Origin of the sequence: Mobilitalea sibirica, from assembly GCF_015999265.1 — a bacterium.
Taxonomy (GTDB): Bacteria; Bacillota; Clostridia; order Lachnospirales; family Lachnospiraceae; genus Mobilitalea; species Mobilitalea sibirica.
Window position 1 is genome coordinate 1 of sequence record NZ_JAEAGR010000024.1, and the last position, 23266, is coordinate 23266.

At 33.4% G+C, this 23266-nt stretch carries 20 protein-coding genes, 1 tRNA gene and 1 rRNA gene; 11 read left to right on the forward strand and 11 right to left on the reverse strand.

Going from position 1 to position 23266, the window contains the following annotated elements:
* From I5677_RS16420 to rpmH, 11 genes are all read right to left on the reverse strand, one after another.
* Nucleotides 1–775: response regulator (locus tag I5677_RS16420; RefSeq protein ID WP_197662745.1), on the reverse strand; the 775-nt coding region annotated here is incomplete at its 3' end.
* The gene (locus I5677_RS16425; RefSeq protein ID WP_197662746.1) at nt 759–1865 is read right to left on the reverse strand and encodes a sensor histidine kinase; all 1107 of its coding nucleotides are present in this window, start codon (nt 1863–1865) and stop codon (nt 759–761) included. The genes I5677_RS16420 and I5677_RS16425, both read right to left, overlap by 17 nt.
* Nucleotides 1866–2018: 153 nt before the next feature.
* Nucleotides 2019–2495, reverse strand: coding sequence for a GNAT family N-acetyltransferase (locus I5677_RS16430; protein WP_197662747.1), 477 nt, complete (start codon nt 2493–2495; stop codon nt 2019–2021).
* An 80-nt stretch (nt 2496–2575) separates the two neighbouring features.
* Entirely contained in the window at nt 2576–3301 is a 726-nt protein-coding gene (gene rsmG, locus I5677_RS16435) for a 16S rRNA (guanine(527)-N(7))-methyltransferase RsmG (RefSeq protein WP_197662748.1), read from the reverse strand.
* A gap of 2 nt (nt 3302–3303) precedes the next feature.
* Entirely contained in the window at nt 3304–5211 is a 1908-nt protein-coding gene (mnmG, locus tag I5677_RS16440) for a tRNA uridine-5-carboxymethylaminomethyl(34) synthesis enzyme MnmG (RefSeq protein WP_197662749.1), read from the reverse strand.
* A 131-nt stretch (nt 5212–5342) separates the two neighbouring features.
* Nucleotides 5343–6719 carry a tRNA uridine-5-carboxymethylaminomethyl(34) synthesis GTPase MnmE gene (gene mnmE / locus I5677_RS16445; RefSeq protein WP_197662750.1) on the reverse strand — a complete coding sequence of 459 codons (1377 nt, stop codon included), beginning with the start codon at nt 6717–6719 and terminating at the stop codon, nt 5343–5345.
* Nucleotides 6720–6921: 202 nt separating this feature from the next.
* Nucleotides 6922–7695, reverse strand: coding sequence for an RNA-binding cell elongation regulator Jag/EloR (jag, locus tag I5677_RS16450; protein WP_197662751.1), 774 nt, complete (start codon nt 7693–7695; stop codon nt 6922–6924).
* Nucleotides 7696–7697: 2 nt separating this feature from the next.
* A complete protein-coding gene (locus I5677_RS16455; RefSeq protein ID WP_197662752.1) occupies nt 7698–9062 on the reverse strand; it encodes a YidC/Oxa1 family membrane protein insertase in 1365 nt (454 codons plus the stop codon).
* Between the two features lie 42 nt (nt 9063–9104).
* On the reverse strand, nt 9105–9320 hold the full coding sequence (gene yidD, locus I5677_RS16460) for a membrane protein insertion efficiency factor YidD (protein WP_197662753.1): 216 nt from the start codon (nt 9318–9320) through the stop codon (nt 9105–9107).
* 32 nt (nt 9321–9352) lie between these two features.
* Nucleotides 9353–9703 carry a ribonuclease P protein component gene (rnpA, locus tag I5677_RS16465; RefSeq protein WP_197662764.1) on the reverse strand — a complete coding sequence of 117 codons (351 nt, stop codon included), beginning with the start codon at nt 9701–9703 and terminating at the stop codon, nt 9353–9355.
* A gap of 96 nt (nt 9704–9799) precedes the next feature.
* Complete coding sequence (gene rpmH / locus I5677_RS16470; RefSeq protein ID WP_197662754.1) at nt 9800–9934, reverse strand: 50S ribosomal protein L34; 135 nt, start codon at nt 9932–9934, stop codon at nt 9800–9802.
* A 403-nt stretch (nt 9935–10337) separates the two neighbouring features.
* Between rpmH and dnaA the strand changes: the two genes are divergently transcribed.
* From dnaA to I5677_RS16525, 11 genes are all read left to right on the forward strand, one after another.
* Nucleotides 10338–11690: a chromosomal replication initiator protein DnaA gene (dnaA, locus tag I5677_RS16475; RefSeq protein ID WP_197662755.1), complete on the forward strand. Its 1353-nt coding sequence runs from the start codon at nt 10338–10340 to the stop codon at nt 11688–11690.
* 359 nt (nt 11691–12049) lie between these two features.
* On the forward strand, nt 12050–13159 hold the full coding sequence (gene dnaN, locus I5677_RS16480) for a DNA polymerase III subunit beta (protein WP_197662756.1): 1110 nt from the start codon (nt 12050–12052) through the stop codon (nt 13157–13159).
* Between the two features lie 134 nt (nt 13160–13293).
* Nucleotides 13294–13503 (forward strand): RNA-binding S4 domain-containing protein, encoded by a 210-nt coding sequence (locus I5677_RS16485; RefSeq protein ID WP_197662757.1) that lies wholly within the window; start codon nt 13294–13296, stop codon nt 13501–13503.
* Between the two features lie 85 nt (nt 13504–13588).
* Entirely contained in the window at nt 13589–14674 is a 1086-nt protein-coding gene (recF, locus tag I5677_RS16490) for a DNA replication/repair protein RecF (RefSeq protein ID WP_197662758.1), read from the forward strand.
* A 99-nt stretch (nt 14675–14773) separates the two neighbouring features.
* Nucleotides 14774–16684: a DNA topoisomerase (ATP-hydrolyzing) subunit B gene (gene gyrB, locus I5677_RS16495; RefSeq protein ID WP_197662759.1), complete on the forward strand. Its 1911-nt coding sequence runs from the start codon at nt 14774–14776 to the stop codon at nt 16682–16684.
* A gap of 84 nt (nt 16685–16768) precedes the next feature.
* Nucleotides 16769–19369: a DNA gyrase subunit A gene (gyrA, locus tag I5677_RS16500; protein WP_197662760.1), complete on the forward strand. Its 2601-nt coding sequence runs from the start codon at nt 16769–16771 to the stop codon at nt 19367–19369.
* A gap of 108 nt (nt 19370–19477) precedes the next feature.
* Entirely contained in the window at nt 19478–20320 is an 843-nt protein-coding gene (locus tag I5677_RS16505) for a fumarate hydratase (RefSeq protein WP_197662761.1), read from the forward strand.
* A 285-nt stretch (nt 20321–20605) separates the two neighbouring features.
* Nucleotides 20606–21148, forward strand: coding sequence for a Fe-S-containing hydro-lyase (locus I5677_RS16510; RefSeq protein WP_197662762.1), 543 nt, complete (start codon nt 20606–20608; stop codon nt 21146–21148).
* An 85-nt stretch (nt 21149–21233) separates the two neighbouring features.
* Nucleotides 21234–21321: transfer RNA gene (locus tag I5677_RS16515), tRNA-Ser, on the forward strand.
* 345 nt (nt 21322–21666) lie between these two features.
* Complete coding sequence (locus I5677_RS16520; RefSeq protein WP_197662763.1) at nt 21667–22494, forward strand: MerR family transcriptional regulator; 828 nt, start codon at nt 21667–21669, stop codon at nt 22492–22494.
* Nucleotides 22495–23173: 679 nt separating this feature from the next.
* A 16S ribosomal RNA gene (locus tag I5677_RS16525) occupies nt 23174–23266 on the forward strand; the annotation flags it as partial.

The following is a 23266-nucleotide window of genomic DNA, read 5'->3' on the forward strand; positions in this document are numbered from 1 at the left end:
ATAGTGGTAGGCTTATTAAGTGCACCCTAAAACACCTTATAGAACCTATAAACATAAAAATAGCTCTAAAACCAGTGTTGGGGCATGATTCAAATGAATCACACCCCAACACTTGACAATGAGCCAATAATTCTACGAAATTATTCTTAATTGCATAAACCGCTGCTTGCGTACGATCAGAAACATTAATTTTTTTAAATATATTAGATACATGATTTTTCACAGTTTTCTCACTAATATCCAACATATATGCAATTTCTTTATTAAATAATCCTTCAGCTAACAGTTTTAATACTTCGATTTCCCTTCGGGTTAAGGGATCATCCATCCGGTTACTATTTAAACTTCTATCTTCAAGTTTTGCTTTTAGTAGGGGCGTTAGTTCCGGTTGTATATAGGTGTCACCACGATTAACGGTATAGATTGCTTTTTTTAAGACAGATGAGTCAGAATCTTTTAACACATAACCATCTACACCTATATCAACAGCTCTCACCAGATATTCTACTTCATTGTGTATCGTTAGAATTAGAACTTTGATTTTTTTCTTCTTTTCCCTTAGATACTGCAGTGTCTGCAATCCGTTCATATTTGGCATATTAATATCCAATAAAAGAACATCTGTTTGCACTTGATTAACTAAATCAATACACTGCTTTCCATCGCTTGCTTCCCCATTTACAATAATATCTCCGTCCAACTCCAATAACTGTCTAATTCCCTCTCTTACCATAGAATGATCGTCAGCTATTATTATATTAATTGGCTTGTTCATCTTTATCCCCCTTGCATATAGTGAAAGGTACAGTAAAAGTAATATTTGTACCCTTTTCTTCTTCTGATTGTATCTCCATTGTACCTGACAACAAGCATATTCTTTCTCTCATAATAGTTAAGCCAAATCCCGATGTGTAATCTAATATTCTGTCCTGTAGCTTTTTTATATCAAACCCCATTCCATTATCTCTTACAGTAACTGTTATCTTATCTTCTTTATAAGATAAATCAATTTCAATACTAGTAGCTTTTGCATGTTTAATTGCATTATTACATGCTTCCTGAATGACACGAAATAATGTAAGGTTGATTACCGGAAGAATATCTTTATTCTCCTGGTTATATGTTACAGATACTTTTATATTATGGCTTAACATTATTTGCTTAGATAATCTTTCAATGGTTGCAACTAATCCTAAGTCATCCAGTGACATTGGTTTAAGATTATATATTATGTCTCTCATTTCATTAATGATAGACTTAAGGGTATTTGTCATAGAGGATATCTCCAGTTTAGCTCTGATCTGATCTATATCGATCAGTTTGTTACATAATTCAAATTTATGTAATAAACCGGTTAGGTTTTGAACCGTAGAATCATGTAAATCTCTTGCTATCCTTTGCCTATCTTGTTCCTGAACCTCTAATATATTTAAACCTATCTCACCTTTATGCTTTAAGTTATCTTTATTTTCTTCCTGATTTCTTAGTTTATCATCTAATAGCAATTCCAGATATCTCGAAGATTCTTTTAAGTAATTTATTCTATCTTTATAAAATGATTGTTTTTCTGTTAAACCATTAATAGATTTTTTTACTTGTTCTACTTTGGAGTAGATTTCACTATCATCTATAATTTTACTATTAGGAGAAAATAAACTAGAGTTTTTCCTACTATTATGCTGGGTTAAAGTAATCTTTTCTTCTAATTCGATTAGTTCTTGGTATAAATTCCTTCTTTGGTTAGAAGTTAAATATAGTTGTTCCTCGTATTCTTTAGACAGATTTAACAAGTAATTACTTAAAGCTCTCATTTTATTTATATTTTCATCCATATTATTACTCGAGCTATTAGTTCTGTCTCTCATATGATGGTCTTCCTTTCGTACAAGAAAACAATTTCCTGTATTTCCGGTACTTCTTTTCATTTTCCCAATTTATAGTTAATTAATTAAATTATTACCTATATCATATAACAAATTTTTGTTTTTTGAAAGTATTTTTTTACAATATTATATATTTTACTTATTTTTACTATTTTTACAACAATGAACCACTTCGTCTTCTCTAATTATTTCCATTCGAACATGAAGTATTCCTGCTTCATAGAATTCATTACCTACCGTTCTAAACCCTATCTTTTCATAAAATTCTTTTGATTCTGTCTGTGCATTGAGATATATAGAATCCGCCCCTTGCATAAAAGCTTTGTTGATAAGCATTCGAACAGCGAAGTCACCATATTTCTTACCTCTATGCTCTTTTAAAACAGCCACTCTTCCAATCTTATATTCATGGCCATGATTGACAATACGACCAACGCCTACAGCCACCTTATGATCAATATCTTCATAAACAACTACATGAATTGCCTTCTTGTCATCCTCATCAAAAATGATATCCATCGGTATTCCTTGTTCCTCATGAAACACTCTTTTTCGTATAACATATACATCCTCAAATTCATTCTCATAATTAATAAACTTACCATATACCATTTAACATTCACTCCTATACGATATCATCTTTTAAGATCTAAGCTTAAAGACTACCTATTATAATCATTCTTACCTTACAATTACAGAATGGGTTCTTTTGCAGGTCTTCCGGCAGTTCTAGGAAACTTTATCGGAGTTTTATCTAATTTTTGCAAAACGATTAAAGTCCTTTCGATATCTGTTCCGGGAAGATGAAATCTCTTTACTTCTTTTAATTGTCCGCCAAGAATTTTAGTTGCTGTAGAAGCCTTGTTAATCTCCTCCTCTATATTACCAGACTTATAGGAAATAAAAAATCCATCTTTTTTCACATAAGGCAGGCAATATTCTGAAAGAGTTGCTAAATTAGCAACCGCTCTTGACACTACTAAATCAAATGTTTCTCTATACATATTGTCTCTTCCATAATCCTCAGCTCTTCCATGAAGAGTTTTTATATGTTTTAGCTGAAGCTTATCGATAACTTCATCCAGAAAATTTAAGCGCTTCTTCAAAGAATCTAACAAAACAATCTGAGTATCAGGAAACATTATTTTTAAAGGTATTCCGGGGAAGCCGGCTCCGGTACCGATATCTAATATTTTATCATTACTTGGCTTATAAACATGGACTACAGAAAGACTGTCAGCAAAATGTTTATGAATAACCTCTATAAAATCTGTAATCGCCGTTAAATTCATTACCTTATTCCAGTCGATTAACAATTCATAATAATCTATAAACTGTTGTAGCTGCTTTTGTGTTAAATTTAACTGAAGATCTTCTATACTCTTAATAAATATATCGATTTCCTGATACCGATCCATTATCACTTTGCGATTTCTCCTTCCTTTGCTTTCATGGCGTTATGTTGTGATAAATACACCAATAGTACTGAAATATCCGCAGGAGATACTCCTGAGATTCTAGATGCTTGTCCTATAGATACCGGTTTAAAATTGATCAACTTTTGTCTGGCTTCCAGCCTTAGACTAGGTACCTCATTATAATCTAAATCTTCCGGTATTCTTTTATACTCTAGCTTTTTAAACTGTTCTACCTGTTTTAATTGTCTCTTTATATAACCGTCATATTTAATATTTATATTAACCTGCTCTATAACATCTTCGGATAATAGAGGTCTGTTTTTATCTAAAGACGCTAACATATCATAATTTAGTTCCGGTCTTTTAATTAATTCGGCAAGAGTTGTAGCTGTGTTTAAAGGTGTAGTCCCTAAACTGACTAGAAGCTCTTGTACTTCCTTGCCTGCACCAATTAGGATAGATTCAAGCCGGTTCATTTCATTTATTATGTCTTGTTCTTTTTGAAGAAGCTTTTCATAACGCTCCTTGCTAATTAAACCTACTTCATATCCCTTTTTTGTGAGTCTTAAATCGGCATTGTCCTGTCTTAACAATAATCGATATTCTGCCCTTGAGGTCATCATTCGGTAAGGTTCTTTAACTTCCTTTGTTACCAAATCATCAATTAAAACACCTATATATGCTTCGGCACGATCTAATATTAACGGTTCTTTTCCTTGTAACTTCATCGCCGCATTAATTCCAGCGATTAAGCCCTGTGCTGCAGCCTCTTCATAACCGGAGCTTCCGTTAAACTGGCCACCACTAAATAAACCATCTATGTTTTTAAATTCAAGAGACGGTTTTAGTTGAGTCGCACTGATACAATCGTATTCTATAGCGTATGCGTTACGTACAATTTTCGCGTTTTCTAATCCGGGAACAGAACGATACATTCTTTCCTGAACATCTTCAGGCAATGAACTGGACATGCCGGCAATATACATTTCATTTGTATAATTGCCTTCCGGTTCAATAAATACCTGATGCCTTTCCTTATCAGAAAACCGAACCACTTTATCCTCTATGGATGGACAATATCTGGGTCCCGTCCCCTTAATATCACCACAAAACAGAGGGGATCTGCCTATATTCTCTTGTATAATTTTATGGGTTTCCTGGGTGGTATAAGTCAACCAACAGGATACCTGATCTTTGATAATATCTTCGGGTCTATTTGTAAAGGAGAACGGAACAACTTTTTCATCACCAAACTGTTCTTCCATTTTTGTAAAATCAATGGACCTTTTATCTATTCTGGCAGGGGTACCTGTTTTAAACCGATACATATCTACCCCAAGTGATTGAAGAGATTTTGTAAGATGATTTGCTGCCTGCAATCCGTTTGGTCCTGTCATGTTAACAACATCACCATAAATACATCTGGCATTTAAGTAAGTTCCGGTACACAAAACTACAGCCTTACATGGGTAAATTGCTCCTGAATAGATTTTTACACCAGAAACACAATTGTTTTCCGTAAGAATTTCAACCACTTCTGCTTGTTTTAAGGTTAAATTAGGAGTATTTTCAAGAACATTTCTCATTGTCTTTGTATATTCCAGTTTATCTGCCTGGGCCCTTAGAGAATGTACTGCTGGTCCCTTAGAAACATTTAACATCTTGGATTGAATATAGGTTTTATCTATATTCTTACCCATCTCACCACCTAAAGCATCAATTTCTCTAACCAGATGTCCTTTTGATGTCCCTCCTATATTGGGATTACATGGCATTAATGCTATGCTGTCCATACTAACTGTAAAAATAATTGTATTTAATTGTAATCTGGCACAGGCAAGAGCCGCTTCACATCCGGCATGTCCTGCCCCTACAACAACCACGTCATAGCTTTCATATTTATATGACATATTTTATCCAATCCCTTTCTAATAACCATATACTCTTCATTAATACACTATTTCCTTTATTATTGAAAAGTGTTTTATTTGAATTACGTTCATTCATTACAAAAGATGATTAAGATTAATAAATGAATTTTCTATTTCCCCATACAGAATTCTTTAAATATCATATTAACCAAATCTTCCTCTACATTTTCTCCGATTATTTTTCCTAAAGATTCATATGCATTCATTAAATCTATAGAATAAAAATCTTCCGGCATATCATCAATAATACTTTGTTTTACCATCATAAGGCTTTCTAAAGAATCATGCAATGCTTCCTTATGTCGTTCATTCGTAATATAGATTTCATCATTAAATTTAAGCTCTCCCTGAAAGAACATTTCCTTTATTTTTTCTTCTAACTGGTTAAGTCCGAAATTTTCCTTCATTGAAGTACGGATTACAGGTTCCATTGTGAATTGCAGTATATCTTTCGTTTGAATCTTTTGATCTAAGTCTGATTTATTTAAAAGAGTGATTGACTTCTTATTTTGAATTAGATCAATGATTACCTTATCATTTTCATCTAAATTCGTAGAAGAATCAATAACAAATATTACTAAATCTGCCTCATCCATGATTTTTTTTGCTTTATCAACGCCAATTTTCTCAATTATATCTTTGGTTTCTCGAATCCCGGCAGTATCTATAACATTTAAAGTAATTCCTCCAAGATTTATCATTTCCTCTAAGGTATCTCTTGTTGTACCGGCTATATCCGTAACAATAGCCCTTTCTTCTCCTACTAAGCTATTTAGAAGGCTGGATTTACCGGCATTGGGCTTTCCAACAATAACTGTCTTAATTCCTTCTTTCATAATTCTGCCGTTTTTCGCATTAGATATTAAGTGATCTATTTTTATTATCTCTTCTTCTATATGACTCCATAGTCTGTCACGAAATCCATCCAAACTCATATGCTCCGGATCATCCAGGGCAGCCTCGATAAATGCAATATCTCGAAGAATTTCTTCTCTTAATGATTTAATAATATCAAATTCCTTACCTCTTAATTGGTTGACAGAATTTTTTAATGCCATCTCATTTTTTGCATTTATTATATCACATACAGCTTCTGCCCTTGATAGGTCTATTCTTCCGTTTAAAAAAGCTCTTTTTGTGAATTCTCCGGGTTCTGCTATCCTAGCTCCGTTCTTTAAGACAATCTCAAGTATTCTCCTGGTAACTATAATACCCCCGTGACAATCGATTTCTACAACATCTTCTCTGGTATAAGTTGATGGTGCTTTCATAATAGCAATCATTACTTCATCAATGATTAAATCATCTTCTACAATATATCCATAATGGAGGGTATGACTCTTTTCTTGGGACAGCTTCTTATTACCGGATTTAGATTTGTATATTTTATCAATAATATCAAACGCCTTTGAACCACTAATTCTAATAATACTGATTCCTGCATTACTTAATCCTGTGGCAATTGCTGCTATGGTTTCTGATTTCATTGCTTACCTCCATTTCGTGAACACTTTTATCATAATCAAATAATTATTATTATTGATTAAACCCATATCTCAACGTATAATATCATAATGATTTATCAATTCATGATGAAGAATAGTGGTAAATTACGTTACTTTCATGATAAAAAAGGTGCCTTAAAGTAGCAATACTTTTAAGACACCCCTCATTTCAACTTACTAATTACTAAGCATTTTCTACAGGAACTTTCTTTTCCTTGCTTTCTTTATATTTTTCATAATCCTTACGGTAATCCCTGCTATAATGTTTACTATATTCCTTATCTTTACCATAATCTCTGTTATAGTTGTTTTTATTGAATTTTGAATCTCTATTTGTTTTCTTTACATTAATAACAACTTTTCTGTAAGGCTCTTCACCTTCTGAATAAGTTTCAACATACTTATCGTTTTGCAAGGCCGAATGTATGATTCTTCGTTCATATGGATTCATTGGTTCTAAGGAAACCGGTTTTCTTGTTCTTTTTACCTTGAAAGCAATGTTTTTAGCTAAATTCTCAAGGGTCTCTTTTCTTCTTGCCCTGTAGTTTTCTGTGTCTAATTTTACTTTTATATAATTCTCACTATTTTTATTAACTACCAGGCTTACCAGATATTGAAGGGAATCTAATGTCTGTCCTCTTTTGCCAATCAGAATTCCCATTTCATCGCCTTCTACATTGATTTCTAAATTGGAATTAGCTTCATCATATATTACTTCTGCATTTGCTATAACGCCCATAGCACCCAATACTTCTTTTATAAAAGTTTTAGCTGAATTTTCTACACTTAACTTTAATTTAACTCTTATTTTAGCCGGTTTACTAAACATTCCTAAAAAACCACTGGTTTCTTTTTCAATTACTTCATATTCCAGATTATCAACTGTAGTACCAAGCTCAAGCATGGCATTCGTTAACGCTTCATCTATCGTTTTGGCAGAGAATTCTTTCCAATCCATAACTACTTATCCCCCTTTTCATTATTTCTGTTTTTAAGAAGGTTTGCAATCTCTGAAATACTGCTGGGATTCGTAGAATTATTACTTTTTTCATCCGGCACTACTTTCTTACTATCTTCATTACTGATTGCTTTCGTATTAGCCTTCTCTGAAACAGTAGTATCAATTGATTTTGTCTGTTTCGTTGCCAGTTCTTTCAGGGATGATCCAGATGTAACCCCTTTCGAATATTTATTACTTGCTTTTGCTGCGCTTTTTTCGATTAGTGCATCTAAACCTATTTTATCTAAATGTTTATTTACGAAGAATTGTTGGATAATTGTATAAATACTAGTAGCAATCCAATAGATACCCACACCGATTGGTAATATCAATGCAAAGAAACCTGACATAATCGGCATTACTACATTCATGGAAGACATAGCACTGGCTGCCGGACTATCATTTTTAGTATCTTTATTTTTAACGTTCAGCTGTTTACCTTGAACATAAGATAATGCCATAGATATTAGTGGAATAAATATTCCCGGAAATCCCATTCCCGGTGTGTTTTGAATATTAAATACTAAAAATTTATTTACTTTAGCAATATCATCATCTGTTTCATCAATAATACTTACAGATTTTTGAAGCTGATTTTTATCTGCATCATCAATTTCTAATTCAGTCAATTTATCTTCCGTCATAGCAGATACAACTTCGTTTTTATAACTTAAAATAGCTAAGGTATCGTTCCAATCCTTTGTATTATATTTTGCTAAGTTATTAATGATTTTATCTGCCTGATTATCTGCAATCAGTGTTTTATATTTATCTAATGATGCTTGATCTAACTCACCTTTTGCACCGGTTTTATTCTCTTCAATTAATTTTAATACATCGTCTGATACACTTTCAATTGCTATAATATCTTCACTTGCAACAATTGCTGTAGCAGCCTCATTATATGGTTTTCTTACTTCTGTTACATACGCCGGTACATTCTGTATTACACTGTAAAGAGCAAATAATATTGGTAAGGTTATTAATAAAGGAAGGCACCCTGCAGCCTGTGATGAACCATACTTTTGATAAACTGCCTGTTGTTCCGCTCGCATTTTACGAATGGAAGCCTCATCTGTTTTACCCTTATACTTTGCTTGAATTTTCTGTATTTCAGGATTCATCCTTGCGGAGATTCTCGAAAACTTCTGTTGTTTAATATTTAATGGTAGCATTAATGTTTTCGTGATAAATGTAAACACGAATATAGATAGTGCTATGTTCTGAATTCCGAATAAATGAAAAAAGTTATAAATTCCATTCATAATTAAGCCTAAAATGCTTGAAATAGGGCTTAAAATATTACCAAATAATATTGTAACCATTAATAATTCTTCCTCCTTAGAGCCCTTCCCCAATGATAAACATTATGGAACCGGGTCATATCCTCCCTTATGAAAAGGATGACATCTTAATATTCTTCTTAAGGCCAAATACATTCCTTTAAATGTTCCATATTTTTCTAGTGCTTCAATTGCATATAAAGAGCAGGTAGGTGTATAGATACAGCTTGAGGTTCTCTTTAGAGGAGAAATATATTTTTGATATAACCTAATCATAATTATGAATATTTTTCTGATCACTTCAATACCCCTACATTTTTCTCTCTATCCGATTAATTGTGATTAACTTCTTTTCCAATTTTATGAAGCTTTTTAAGATGTAATAATGCACTTTCAATTTCTGCGTAAGTTCTTCCTTTAGCACTTATTCTTGCCACTATTACAATATCTAAACCATTTAAAAATCTATCCTCTAATAATCGATAGCTTTCCCGAATTAATCTGGTTATTCTGTGTCTTACCACACTATTACCTACTTTTTTACTAACGGATATTCCAAGTCGGTTACTACCTAATTCGTTTTTTTTTACGTACATGATCAAATATTTATTCGCGAATGACTTACCGGTTTGGTAAACAGTTTTAAAATCATCGTTTTTTTTCAGTGTTTCTGTCTTATTCATAGATAAAATACCTTTATTTTCCATATATTACTTAATTCGACAGTTTTCATAAAAAATAGAAGAAAAGGCCACATAATTGCGACCTAAATTAAAGACTTAAGCTGATAATTTCTTTCTTCCTTTTGCTCTTCTGGCAGATAAAACTTTTCTACCATTTGCAGTACTCATTCTTGCTCTAAAGCCGTGTACTTTAGATCTGGATCTTTTTTTCGGTTGGAATGTCATTTTCATTACTATGCACCTCCTTTATTTATACCGGCTCGGTTTATAAGCGAACTTTATCTATTATATTTGTAATTTTGGAATATCACATCTATTATATGTGCAAACCCCTCTTACGTCAAGTAGATATTTTGTTCCCTATCGCATTTTTATGTTTGCTTAATGCTATTGCTTCCTTATATATATGTTATTTGTTGATAATTAAAGATATTATTGTGGATAAATTGTTATTTTAATTATAGTATTTCATTCTTTTTACGTATTTTACTAACATTTATTTGTTGTTATTAATGTTTATTCTTTCATCCAAACTTCCACATTATGCCCAAAAGTAAAGAATGACATAATAACCATTGAAAATTTAATAAAATTGTTATAATATATATCTATGTGAGTATCTATGGAGGCTGTAATGAAAAATATTATTCAATCAAAATGGGATGAAATATTAAAATATTTAATTTATGAGTACGGCATAACCGAAGTATCCTATAATACCTGGTTACGCCCTCTTAAAGTATATGATGTGACAGATCATGTCATAACGGTTTTAATCAATGACGAATTAATCGGGCCTCCCAGTTTAACCGTTATACGTAATAAATATGAGCTTTTATTAAAGGTATCAATTGAAGAAATTATGAATGAACCCTACGAGGTTAATTTTATTCTTGCCAGTCAACTAGACAAGGCTGAAAAGAAAGCTGAACCCGTAGCTGTTAAGAAAAAGAATAACGGTCCTAATTTCTTAAATCCTAGATATACCTTTGATACTTTTGTTGTGGGAGGAAATAATGAATTTGCACGAGCTGCAGCATTAGCAGTAGCAGAAAACCCGGGTGAAATATACAACCCTTTATTTATTTATGGGGGTGTAGGTCTTGGAAAAACTCACTTGATGCACTCCATTGCACATTTTGTTTTAGATCAAAATCCAGATACGAAAGTTCTATATGTAACCAGTGAGAAATTCACCAATGAACTTATTGATGCAATTCAAAAGAATACAACAAATCAATTTAGAGAAAAATACCGTAGTATCGATATATTACTAATAGATGATATTCAGTTTATTATAGGAAAGGAAAGAACTCAGGAAGAATTCTTTCATACCTTCAATACATTACACGAATCGAAAAAGCAGATTATTATCTCCAGTGATCGTCCACCAAAAGAAATGCTTACTTTAGAGGACAGGCTCCGTTCAAGATTTGAGCACGGACTTCTTGCAGATATACAATCCCCGGATTATGAAACAAGAATGGCCATCCTTAGAAAAAAAGAAGAACTTGATGGGCTGAAAATCGAAGAAGATGTTATGCGTTACATAGCAACGAATATTAAATCTAATATCCGTGAGCTTGAAGGTGCTTTAACAAAGATTGTAGCATTCTCTCGTTTAAAGAAAAGAGAGCTTAATCTTCTTTTAGCGGAGGAAGCATTGCAGGATATCATTTCACCGAATGAAAAGAAGATTGTAACACCGGAATTAATTGTTGAAGTTGTTGCAGAACATCATAATATTACACCGGCAGAAATCTATTCTAAGGATAAAAGCAGAAATATCTCATATCCAAGACAGATTGTCATGTATTTATGCCGCCGTCTGACAGATTTATCTGTTACGGAAATTGGTAAGATTCTTGGAGGAAGAGACCATTCAACTGTTCTTCATGGTTATGATAAAGTAATGAATGATATAGAAAATGACCCTTCTTTGCATAATACAGTTGATGTATTAATTAAGAAGATAAATCCTGAATAAATATGAAATAATTGGTTTATTTCATTTATATATTAATGAATATATATTAAATAAAGGAAAAATAGTTTCACTTATTTACAAATACTTTTTCCTATATTGATATCTTTATATCTTGTTGATAATAAGTTGATGGGTTGTTGATATACTGTGAATCAATTTTTTTCCTAAATTTGTATGTTGGTAAAAGACTTCTTGTCCACATAAAAAACAAAGCTTATTTACAACCTTGTACAAATGTAAAATCCTTGATTCTTAAGGCTTAACATGGGATATCAACAAATACACACCCCTTATGAATACTACTGCTAAGAATCTTTAATATATTTATATATTTAACCTGGAAGGGAGATTATACACATATGAAAATAAAATGCCAAAAGTCAGATTTATTAAATAGTGTAAATATTGTATTAAAAGCAGTTCCCGTCAAATCAACAATGCCTATTTTAGAATGTCTTATTATAGAAGCTACGGGACAAAACATAAAGTTAATAGCAAATGATATGGAAGTAGGTATAGAAACCTTAGTGAAAGGTGATACATTAGAAAACGGTACCGTAGCTTTAAATGCAAAAGTATTTTCTGAAATTGTAAGAAGACTACCTGAAAACGAGGTAAGTATAACGACTGACGATAATTATATGACAGAGATCATCTGTGAAAAAGCGAAATTCTCTATCTCCGGAAGATCCGGAGAAGAATTTCCATTTCTTCCTAAAATTGAAAAAGAGAATCCTTTGGTATTATCTCAATTTACGTTAAAGGAAGTAATCAGACAAACAGTTTTCTCTATTTCTGATAATGAAAGTAACAAAATAATGACAGGAGAATTATTTGAGATAAAGAAAAATGAATTACGAGTAATCTCCTTAGACGGTCATAGAATTTCAATTCGTAAGATTCTTATGAAAGAAGAATATGAAGATCGTAAGGTAATTGTTCCTGGCAAGACATTAAATGAAATCAGTAAGATATTATCAGGAGAAGTGTCTTCTCTTGTCAATATCTTCTTTACAGACAAACATGCTTTATTTGAATTCGATGATACAGTTGTATTGACCCGTTTGATTGAAGGAGAATATTATCGTATTGATCAAATGCTTTCCAGTGATTATGAAACAAAAGTAACAATTAATAAAAAAGAACTGCAAAGTTGTATTGAAAGAGCATCCTTATTAATCAGAGAAACGGATAAAAAGCCAATTATTATCGATATCAGTAATAATAATTTTGAGCTTAAAATAAATACGGCAATCGGTTCGATGAATGAAGAAATTGATATAACAGTAGAAGGTAAAGAAATTATTATAGGGTTTAATCCAAAATTCTTATTAGATGCCTTAAGAGTTATTGATGATGAGACTGTTGACATATATTTAATTAATGCAAAAGCTCCTTGCTTTATCAGAGATAAGGAACAATCATACATTTATTTAATTTTACCTGTTAATATTAATGTTGTTGCATAAAGAAGAAATCAATATATTTAAATTAAAAATCATAGAATTAATATCGGTAAAGAATGCATAGTTTTTACTGCAAAATAAAAACTATGATTAGAGGATGATTTACCCGGATGTATGGTAAAGGAGATTAAAATAAAATGCATCAAATTAAATTAAGAGAAGAGTATATAAAACTGGGACAAGCATTAAAAGCTGCCGGATTGGTAGAATCCGGTGTTGATGCAAAGAATGAGATATTAGCAGGTAAGGTAAAAGTTAACAGTGCTGTTGAATATCAAAGAGGAAAAAAACTTTATGATGGTGATACGGTAGAGTATCATAAGGAGCAAATAAAAATCGTAAAGTAGTAATACAATTATAGCATTTAAAAAATAAGTAAATAAAACTTATCAAAGATTTGATTCTAAATATAAAGGAATTGTTGGTGCAAAAATGATTGTAAAGTCATTAGAACTTATGGACTATCGTAATTATAGTCATCTTAATATGCAATTTCATAAAGGTACCAATATTTTGTATGGAGAAAATGCACAGGGTAAAACTAATATTTTAGAGGCTGTATATCTTGGAGGAACAACAAAATCCCATAGGGGAAGTAAGGATAAAGAGATCATTAAGTTCCAAAAGGAAGAAGCTCATATTAGAATTATTATTGAGAAGAATCAGATCCCCCATAGAATCGATTTGCATTTAAAGAAGAATAAAGCCAAGGGGGTAGCCATAGACGGTATCCCAATTAAAAGACAAGGTGAATTATTTGGAATGCTGAACCTTGTGTTTTTTTCGCCGGAGGATCTATATATTATAAAAAACGGTCCCGGAGAACGCAGAAGATTTTTAGACCTGGAATTGTGTCAGATAGATAAGGTTTATCTGCATCATTTATCTAATTATAATAAATCCTTAGCACAAAGAAATAACTTGTTAAAGCAAATCAGTTTCAACAGGAATTTATTGGATACACTATATATATGGGATACAAAATTAACTGAATATGGGAAAAAAATTATAGAATCCAGAGAACAATTCATCGGGAAATTAAATGATTTGGTTAGGGATATACATAAGAGACTAACCGGTGACAGGGAAAAATTGATTCTTCAATATGAACCAAATGTTAAAATGAATGAGTTTGAAGAAAGATTGAAAAAGTCACTGGAGAGAGATTTAACATTAAAAATGACCAATATTGGTCCTCACAGAGATGATTTAAGTTTTTTAATTGATTCTATTGATATAAGAAAATATGGTTCACAAGGACAACAAAGAACGGCTGCTTTGTCTTGTAAATTAGCAGAAATAGAGTTAGTAAAATCTATAATCAATGAAAATCCGGTTCTTTTATTAGACGATGTATTATCAGAGTTGGATCGTCAAAGACAAACACATCTACTTAACAGTATAGGAGATATTCAAACGATTATCACATGTACAGGTTTAGAAGAGTTTGTTAACCATAGATTTCAATACAATAAAATATTTCATGTGGTAAACGGAACAGTTACTTGTGAAAATTAATAAAAAATACGATAAGATGATAAAACTTTCGGAGGAGAAATCCTCTCGGTAAAACATTAGGAGGAGAAATCCTCCTGGAAAATATTAGGAGGATTAGGAATGAGTAACGAATACGGTGCAGATCAAATACAGGTACTGGAAGGATTGGAGGCAGTAAGAAAAAGACCCGGTATGTATATCGGCTCCACATCATCCAAAGGATTACATCATCTGGTTTATGAAATTGTAGATAATGCAGTAGACGAAGCTCTTGCCGGATATTGTGATACAATCGAAGTAACAATTAATCCGGATAATTCTATCACCGTAATAGATAACGGAAGAGGAATACCGGTAGGTATTAACCAGAAGAAGGGAATACCTGCAGTTGAAGTTGTATTCACCATTTTACATGCCGGTGGTAAATTCGGTGGTGGAGGATACAAGGTATCCGGTGGTCTTCACGGAGTAGGTGCATCCGTCGTAAATGCTCTTTCCGAATGGTTGGAAGTTGAAATCTGTGTAGATGGTAAGAAACATTTTCAAAGGTATGAAAGGGGTAAAGTAATGAACCCCTTAAAAGAAATCGGAGAAGCTGACTGCAGAGGAACTAAGGTTACTTTCTTACCGGATAAGGATATATTTGAAGATACTGTCTATGATTATGATATATTAAAACAAAGATTAAGAGAGATGGCTTTCTTAACGAAAAACTTAAAAATTATTCTTCGAGATATAAGAGAAGAAGAAATAAAAGAAAGAGAATTTCACTATGCCGGTGGTATTAAGGAATATGTAGAATATCTTAATCGACATAAGGATTCTCTATATCAGGATATTATTTACTGTGAAGGACAAAGAGATAATGTATTTGTTGAAGTAGCAATGCAGCATAACAGTACCTATTCTGAGAGTTGCTATAGCTTTGTAAATAACATAACAACACCGGAGGGCGGAACCCATCTGGCTGGATTTAAAAATGCAATTACAAAAACTTTTAATGATTATGCAAGATCATTAAAATTCCTGAAGGATAATGAGGCTAATTTAAGTGGTGAGGATATAAGAGAAGGATTAACAGCAATTATTAGTATTAAGATTCCTGAGCCACAATTTGAAGGGCAAACAAAACAAAAATTAGGAAACAGTGAAGCAAGAGGCGCTGTTGATAGTGTCGTAAGTGAGCAACTTACTTACTTTTTAGAACAGAATCCAGCAGTTGCAAAGGTGATTTGTGAAAAATCAATCATGGCACAAAGAGCCAGGGATGCGGCTAGAAAAGCAAGAGATCTTACAAGAAGAAAAACAGCGCTAGAGGGTACAAGTCTTCCCGGTAAATTGGCAGATTGTTCTGAAAAAGATCCTGCTAAGAGTGAAATCTATATTGTTGAGGGTGATTCGGCAGGTGGTTCTGCAAAAACCGCTCGTTCAAGAGCAACACAGGCTATCTTACCCTTAAGAGGAAAAATTCTTAATGTAGAAAAATCGAGACTTGATAAAATTCTCGTTAATAATGAAATAAAAGCCATGATAACAGCCTTTGGTACCGGAATTTCTGATGATTTTGATATCTCAAAACTCAGGTATCATAAAATAATTATTATGACAGATGCGGACGTGGATGGAGCTCATATCAGTACATTACTACTTACGTTTTTCTATCGTTTTATGCCGGAGCTTATTAAACAAGGATATGTGTATCTCGCTCAACCGCCTCTGTATAAAGTGGAAAAGAGCAAAACGGTAAGATATGCCTATAGTGATGATGAGCTAAATAAGATATTAACGGAACTTGGAAGAGATGGTAATAATAAAATCCAACGCTATAAAGGTCTTGGAGAGATGGATGCCGAGCAACTTTGGGAAACCACTATGGATCCGGAAAGAAGAGTACTTTTGCGGGTTACTATGGATGAAGAAGAATCTTCGGAAATTGATGTAACATTTACAACCTTAATGGGTGATAAGGTTGAACCCAGAAGAGAGTTTATTGAACTGAATGCAAAATATGTTAAGAATCTGGATATCTAAACAAAACCAAAGTATAAGGAATGAAAATACTGAAAGATAAAAAGGATAAGTAATTCCTGAAAAGATGAAAACGGAGGAAAAGGAATGGATGACAATATCTTCGACAAAGTGCATGAGGTCGATTTAAAAAAGACAATGGAGACGTCTTATATTAATTATGCCATGTCAGTAATCGCCGCCCGTGCACTTCCCGATGTAAGGGACGGTCTAAAACCGGTACAAAGAAGAATTTTATATGCAATGATTGAGTTAAATAATGGACCTGACAAGCCGCACCGTAAATGTGCCCGTATTGTCGGTGATACCATGGGTAAATATCATCCTCATGGAGACAGTTCCATTTACGAAGCATTGGTAAAATTAGCTCAGAATTTTTCTACCAGATATCCACTTATCGATGGACATGGAAACTTTGGTTCCGTAGATGGTGACAGCGCGGCTGCAATGCGTTATACAGAAGCCCGTTTAAGTAAGATTTCCATGGAGATGCTGTCGGATATTAACAAGGATACGGTAGATTTTTCACCAAACTTTGATGAAACGGAAAAAGAACCGGTTGTATTACCTTCCAGATATCCTAATCTTTTAGTAAACGGAACTACAGGCATCGCCGTTGGTATGGCAACCAATATTCCACCTCATAATCTACGTGAGGTAATTGATGGTGTGCTAAAAATAATCGATAACCAGGTTGAGGAAGATCGTGAAACTGAAATAGAAGAATTATTAGAAATCATCAAAGGGCCGGATTTCCCGACAGGTGCAGAAATACTTGGAGTTTCCGGAATTGAAGAAGCATATAGAACAGGTAGAGGAAAAATCAGGGTTAGAGCGGTAACAGAAATTGAAACTATGTCTAACGGAAAGCCTCGTATTATTGTAACCGAGCTACCGTACATGGTAAACAAAGCTCGACTGATTGAAAAGATTGCAGAGCTTGTTAAGGATAAGAAAATTGACGGTATCACCGAACTTCGTGATGAATCAGACCGTACAGGTATGAGAATTGTAATTGAGCTTCGAAGAGATGTCAATGCAAATGTCCTTTTAAATCAATTATATAAGCATACACAGCTACAGGATACCTTTGGTGTCATTATGCTTGCTCTAGTAAATAATGAACCCCGCGTTTTAAATCTATATGAAATGCTAAATTATTATTTACTACATCAGAAGGAAGTTGTAACAAGACGTACAAAGTATGACTTAAATAAGGCAGAAGAAAGAGCACATATTTTACAGGGGTTATTAATTGCTCTGGATAATATTGATGAGGTAATTCAAATTGTACGTTCCTCCAGAAGCGGTAATATTGCTAAAGAAAGGTTAATGGAACGCTTTGCATTATCCGATGCACAGGCTCAGGCAATTATTGATATGAGGCTTCGTGCTTTAACCGGTTTGGAGAGAGAGCGTCTTGAAGCGGAATTTGCAGAACTCATGGCTAAAATAGCAGAGTATAAAGCGATTCTTGCAGATGAGAAACTGTTATTGGGTGTTATTAAAGAAGAAATTACAATTATCCGTGATAAATTTGGTGATGAAAGAAGAACCTCCATCGGATATGATGAATATGATATTTCCATGGAAGATATGATTCCTAATGAACCTACGGTTATTGCCATGACTAGACTGGGTTATATCAAGCGAATGACAATAGATAACTTTAAAAGTCAGCACCGAGGTGGTAAGGGAATTAAGGGAATGCAAACCATCGAGGAGGACTTTATTGAAGATCTCTTGATGACAACAAATCATCATTATATTATGTTCTTTACGAATAAGGGAAGAGTTTATCGTCTGAAGGCTTACGAAATACCGGAGTCAGGTAGAACAGCAAGGGGAACAGCAATCATTAATCTTCTTCAGCTTTTACCGGAGGAACGAATTACGGCTATCATTCCTCTTAAGGAATATAAGGACGACCGTTTCTTATTTATGGCTACGAAAAACGGTATTGTTAAGAAAACTCCGATTAAGGATTATCAAAATATTCGTAAATCAGGTCTTCAGGCAATTAGCTTAAGAGAAGATGATGATCTGATTGAGGTAAAATCTACCAACCGTCAAAAGGATATCTTCCTGATAACAAAGAACGGTATGTGTATTCGGTTTAATGAAAGAGATGTACGTCCAACCGGTAGAACTTCTATGGGTGTTATTGGCATGACTTTGACCGGTGATGATCAAGTGATTGGTATGCAGCTAAATACACAGGGAGAACAATTACTGTTTGTTTCAGAAAATGGAATGGGTAAACGGACTGATATGGAAGAGTTCTCAGTGCAGCGTCGTGGCGGTAAAGGTGTGAAATGTTATAAGATTACAGAGAAAACCGGTGATGTCATCGGAGTGAAGGCTGTTAACGAAGATAATGAAATAATGATAATAACCACGGAAGGAATTATCATTCGGTTAATGGTTAGTGACATCTCTGTGCTTGGCAGAATAACATCCGGTGTGAAACTGATCAATATTGGTACAGGAAAAGATATTACCGTAGCCAGTGTTGCTAAGGTTAGAGAAAGTAATGATACAGCAACACAAGAAGAGGTTTTAAATAACCTGGAAAAAGAGATGGAAGAAGAGAATGCTGTAATAGAGCCTGAAGATTATTCAGAAGAGGATAATCTAATGGATATTGATTTAGATGTAAACTCAATCGAGAAAGAGAATAAAGAATAGTATCGAAAATTTATTAATTCATATGAGATGGAGTTTTGTATCTTAAATCATCTGACTTATAATGAAATATCATTGTGTAAGATATAAGTGCCGGAAATGGAGCATAGAATGAGAAGTATTCATACCGATGAAATAATTAAAAATATAAAAGAAATGTGCATCGAAGCCAACTATACGTTGGCTTCTGATGTAGAAGAGAAAATTAGAGGAGCGGCCCAGAAAGAGGACTCCAAAATTGGAAAACAGATATTAGCACAATTAAGTGAGAATCTGGATATTGCCAAGAATGATCTCATTCCCATATGTCAGGATACGGGTATGGCAATTATTTTTATAAAGTTGGGACAGGAAATTCATATTGAGGGAGTAAATCTTGAAGAAGCGGTAAATGAAGGTATCCGCCAAGGTTATGAAGAGGGATACTTAAGAAAATCTGTTGTATCAGATCCACTGATAAGAAACAATACAAAAGATAATACACCCGGTATCATTCATTATGAGATTGTACCCGGTAGCCAGATGGAAATTACAGTAGCTCCAAAAGGATTTGGTAGCGAAAATATGAGTCGAATCTATATGCTCAAGCCATCGGATGGGGAAGAAGGAGTAAAAAGAGCGATCTTGGAGACCGTTAGATTGGCCGGACCAAATGCATGTCCGCCAATTGTTGTTGGAGTAGGAATTGGAGGAAGCTTTGAAAAGTGTGCTGTTTTAGCTAAAAAAGCATTAACAAGAGATCTGGATAAGCGTTCTGAATTAAAGCATATTCAGGAATTGGAGGAAGTAATTTTAAAAGAGATTAATGAGCTTGGTATCGGTCCGGGGGGTCTGGGAGGAAGAACTACTGCACTGGGCGTTAATATTGAGACTTATCCTACCCATATTGCAGGACTTCCGGTCGCAATTAATATCTGCTGTCACGTAAACCGGCATGTAAAAAGAGTTCTATAAATATTAAGTCACGTTTACTAGAGATACAAGAAGAACATACATGAAAGAAGATACATTTATAGATTCTATAATCAGATATAAGTATTTATTATTTAGAATAGATTTATTTTAACGACAAGGGTGAAATAATAAAATTCTTAGTTGAATGTACAATGGAAGGACATAATATTCATAAATATGGGAATGCTATATGAGTAATCCAAATAGCTACCCATTTAAAAAGTATATAAATGACAAGATTTTATATAAGTGATAAATCAACGAGAAATGAAAAGGGGAAAAGCTTTGGATCGGTATATCAACGCGCCATTAAAAGAAGAGATAGTGAAAGAACTTAAAGCAGGGGATTATGTTTACATTACCGGAGTAATCTATTCTGCCAGAGATGCAGCTCATAAGAGAATGTATGAAGCGCTTGAACAAGGAAAAGAAATACCATTTGATATAAATAACAATATTATTTACTATCTGGGACCGACACCGGAGAGAGAAGGACAGGTAATCGGCTCAGCAGGTCCTACGACGAGCAGCAGGATGGATAAATACACACCGAGTCTTTTAGATTTAGGCTTGAAAGGTATGATAGGTAAAGGGAAAAGAAGTCAGGACGTAATTAATTCTGTCATTAAGAATAAAGCAGTGTATTTTGCTGCAGTTGGAGGAGCAGGAGCTCTACTTTCAAAAAAAATTAAATCCTCTAAAGTAATAGCCTATGATGATCTTGGAACAGAAGCCATTAGGGAACTTTATGTTGAAGATTTTCCTGTAATTGTAGTAATCGATTCAAAAGGAAATAATTTATATGAAATAGTAATGCAAAGCAGTTGACAAACGAAAATGCATTTGATATACTAGGTTTTGCCTTTGTAAAACAGAGGAGATAATTTAATAAATAGATAGGAATTCAGATTTTGGAGAAATACTCAAGAGGCTGAAGAGGCGCCCCTGCTAAGGGTGTAGGTCGGGCAACCGGCGCGAGGGTTCAAATCCCTCTTTCTCCGTTTAAAAATTAGTAAGGTCAATTGCAATTGCAATTGACCTTTTTGTGTTATATGATAAAAACAAAGTGCATTAATTATAATCAGGAATTAGAAATATTTAAATAACCACGAGACATTCACAGAAAAAAACAGAAGAAGGGATACATACGTAAAAAATCTAGACAGAACAAAAAGAGATGATATGAATAAATAAAGAAAAAGCTATAGTAAAAAAATCAAATAAAGAAATTAGATAAAAAAATTAGAAAAAAATAAATAGTATATTGACTCTCGGGTTACCCAAGGCCTTACAATTATGAAAGACGGCAGGGGTGCACACCTGTGAAAGTTTGTTGGAGGTTTCTTATGTATCGAATTGGTGAGTTCGCAAGGCTGAGTGGATTAACAGTAGACACGTTATATCATTATGAAAAAATCAGAATTTTGGTACCTAGTTATGTAGATAAATATAGCGGGTATCGATATTATGAGGCAAAGCAACTTGTAACCGTGAACAAAATAATGGCCTTAAAGGATGCTGATTTTTCTCTTGATGAGATAGCTGGATTATTAAATAACGATATACCCTTATTTATATTAATTGAAATGCTCGAAGATAAATCTTTGTCCTTGGAAGAAAAACTTAATAAAGAAGCCAACAGACTAGAACGTCTCCGAACCAACATATTTTTAATAAAGAATGGAGGCATACCAATTATGAATGAAATAACTATGAAAAGAGTAGAGCCAATTCTTATGGCATCTGTAAGAAAATCATTTCACAGCAGTAGATTTGATGATGAATTAGAGGCTATGTGGAAGGACGTAAATGATTACATTGATGAAAAAGGAGGAAAACGTACCATACCATGTATGATGCTATATCATATCGGATGGGGAGAAATGGATGGGACCTCGAAACTGGATGTAGAAGTAGCGGAACCTATCACAAAGGCTTTTGAAAGTAATGAAAAGATAGCAGTATATGAACTGCCGGCGGTAGAAAAGATGGCATGCATTGTTCATAAAGGTCCATTTTCTACAATTGGCAAAACCTTTGATGCATTGTTTTCCTGGATCAAGGAAAACGGATATTCAAAAATTGGTCCAATCAGGGAAATCTATCATAAAGGCGAGTGGGAAACGAATGATACCAATGAATATATAACAGAGCTGCAGATACCCATTGAATAAAAAAGATGATTAAATGACTAAGAAATAAGTTATTTGGTTTCAAGTTAACAGTTTAAGTACGAGAGGCTTTTAAAATTTCTGCACAGAGTTATTTATATATGTGTGTACGGTTGATCTTGTGGTTGAAGGGATTAAGAAAAACAGACAAAATTAATGATATTGAAGTATAATTATATTATAGTTTTTGGAATAGAATGCCCATTAAAAGGGCATTCTTTCGTATGTATGATATGACACCCTGAAATTTGTCACTCTATGTTGTTTTCTTTTTTTGAAAAATTGAAAAAATTAAAACAAAAAGTTGTTGACAAAGGAATATGCATGTGATAATATTATTTTTGCTGACGCGTTAAGAAAACATGACAAACCAAACGGTTTCGGCATGTTATAAAATATAACGTTAAAAGCAAATGAACCTTGATAATTGAACAGTGAAACAACCCTGAAAATTCTAAAAATATGGAGTTATCACATGGCTCCAAAAATAGATTTTCATTAGATGTATCAGAGATGATACTAAGTATTAGTGTCTCGTCAGAGACGATAATACTTTACGAACTCGTATTGATATGAAAATATCGATACACCACAAAAACAGTAAAGATAACAGCTTGAAAGATAAAAACTTCGGTTTTAATCTTACAAAAGGCTAGAGTTTATCTGACTGGTTCAAACACTTAAACATGAGAGTTTGATCCTGGCTCAGGATGAACGCTGGCGGCGTGCCTAACACATGCAAGTCGAACGGAGTTATTATTATGAAGTTTTCGGA

Excerpts from the sequence above, each read along its gene's own strand:
- I5677_RS16430 (WP_197662747.1), bottom strand. The coding sequence starts at position 2,495 with ATGGTATATGGTAAGTTTATTAATTATGAGAATGAATTTGAGGATGTA.
- gyrA (WP_197662760.1), top strand. The coding sequence starts at position 16,769 with ATGGATGACAATATCTTCGACAAAGTGCATGAGGTCGATTTAAAAAAG.
- jag (WP_197662751.1), bottom strand. The coding sequence starts at position 7,695 with ATGGATTGGAAAGAATTCTCTGCCAAAACGATAGATGAAGCGTTAACG.
- gyrB (WP_197662759.1), top strand. The coding sequence starts at position 14,774 with ATGAGTAACGAATACGGTGCAGATCAAATACAGGTACTGGAAGGATTG.
- rsmG (WP_197662748.1), bottom strand. The coding sequence starts at position 3,301 with ATGGATCGGTATCAGGAAATCGATATATTTATTAAGAGTATAGAAGAT.
- rpmH (WP_197662754.1), bottom strand. The coding sequence starts at position 9,934 with ATGAAAATGACATTCCAACCGAAAAAAAGATCCAGATCTAAAGTACAC.
- dnaN (WP_197662756.1), top strand. The coding sequence starts at position 12,050 with ATGAAAATAAAATGCCAAAAGTCAGATTTATTAAATAGTGTAAATATT.
- mnmE (WP_197662750.1), bottom strand. The coding sequence starts at position 6,719 with ATGAAATCAGAAACCATAGCAGCAATTGCCACAGGATTAAGTAATGCA.
- I5677_RS16520 (WP_197662763.1), top strand. The coding sequence starts at position 21,667 with ATGTATCGAATTGGTGAGTTCGCAAGGCTGAGTGGATTAACAGTAGAC.
- I5677_RS16455 (WP_197662752.1), bottom strand. The coding sequence starts at position 9,062 with ATGGTTACAATATTATTTGGTAATATTTTAAGCCCTATTTCAAGCATT.
- recF (WP_197662758.1), top strand. The coding sequence starts at position 13,589 with ATGATTGTAAAGTCATTAGAACTTATGGACTATCGTAATTATAGTCAT.
- I5677_RS16485 (WP_197662757.1), top strand. The coding sequence starts at position 13,294 with ATGCATCAAATTAAATTAAGAGAAGAGTATATAAAACTGGGACAAGCA.
- dnaA (WP_197662755.1), top strand. The coding sequence starts at position 10,338 with ATGAAAAATATTATTCAATCAAAATGGGATGAAATATTAAAATATTTA.
- I5677_RS16505 (WP_197662761.1), top strand. The coding sequence starts at position 19,478 with ATGAGAAGTATTCATACCGATGAAATAATTAAAAATATAAAAGAAATG.
- mnmG (WP_197662749.1), bottom strand. The coding sequence starts at position 5,211 with ATGTCATATAAATATGAAAGCTATGACGTGGTTGTTGTAGGGGCAGGA.
- rnpA (WP_197662764.1), bottom strand. The coding sequence starts at position 9,703 with ATGAATAAGACAGAAACACTGAAAAAAAACGATGATTTTAAAACTGTT.
- I5677_RS16425 (WP_197662746.1), bottom strand. The coding sequence starts at position 1,865 with ATGAGAGACAGAACTAATAGCTCGAGTAATAATATGGATGAAAATATA.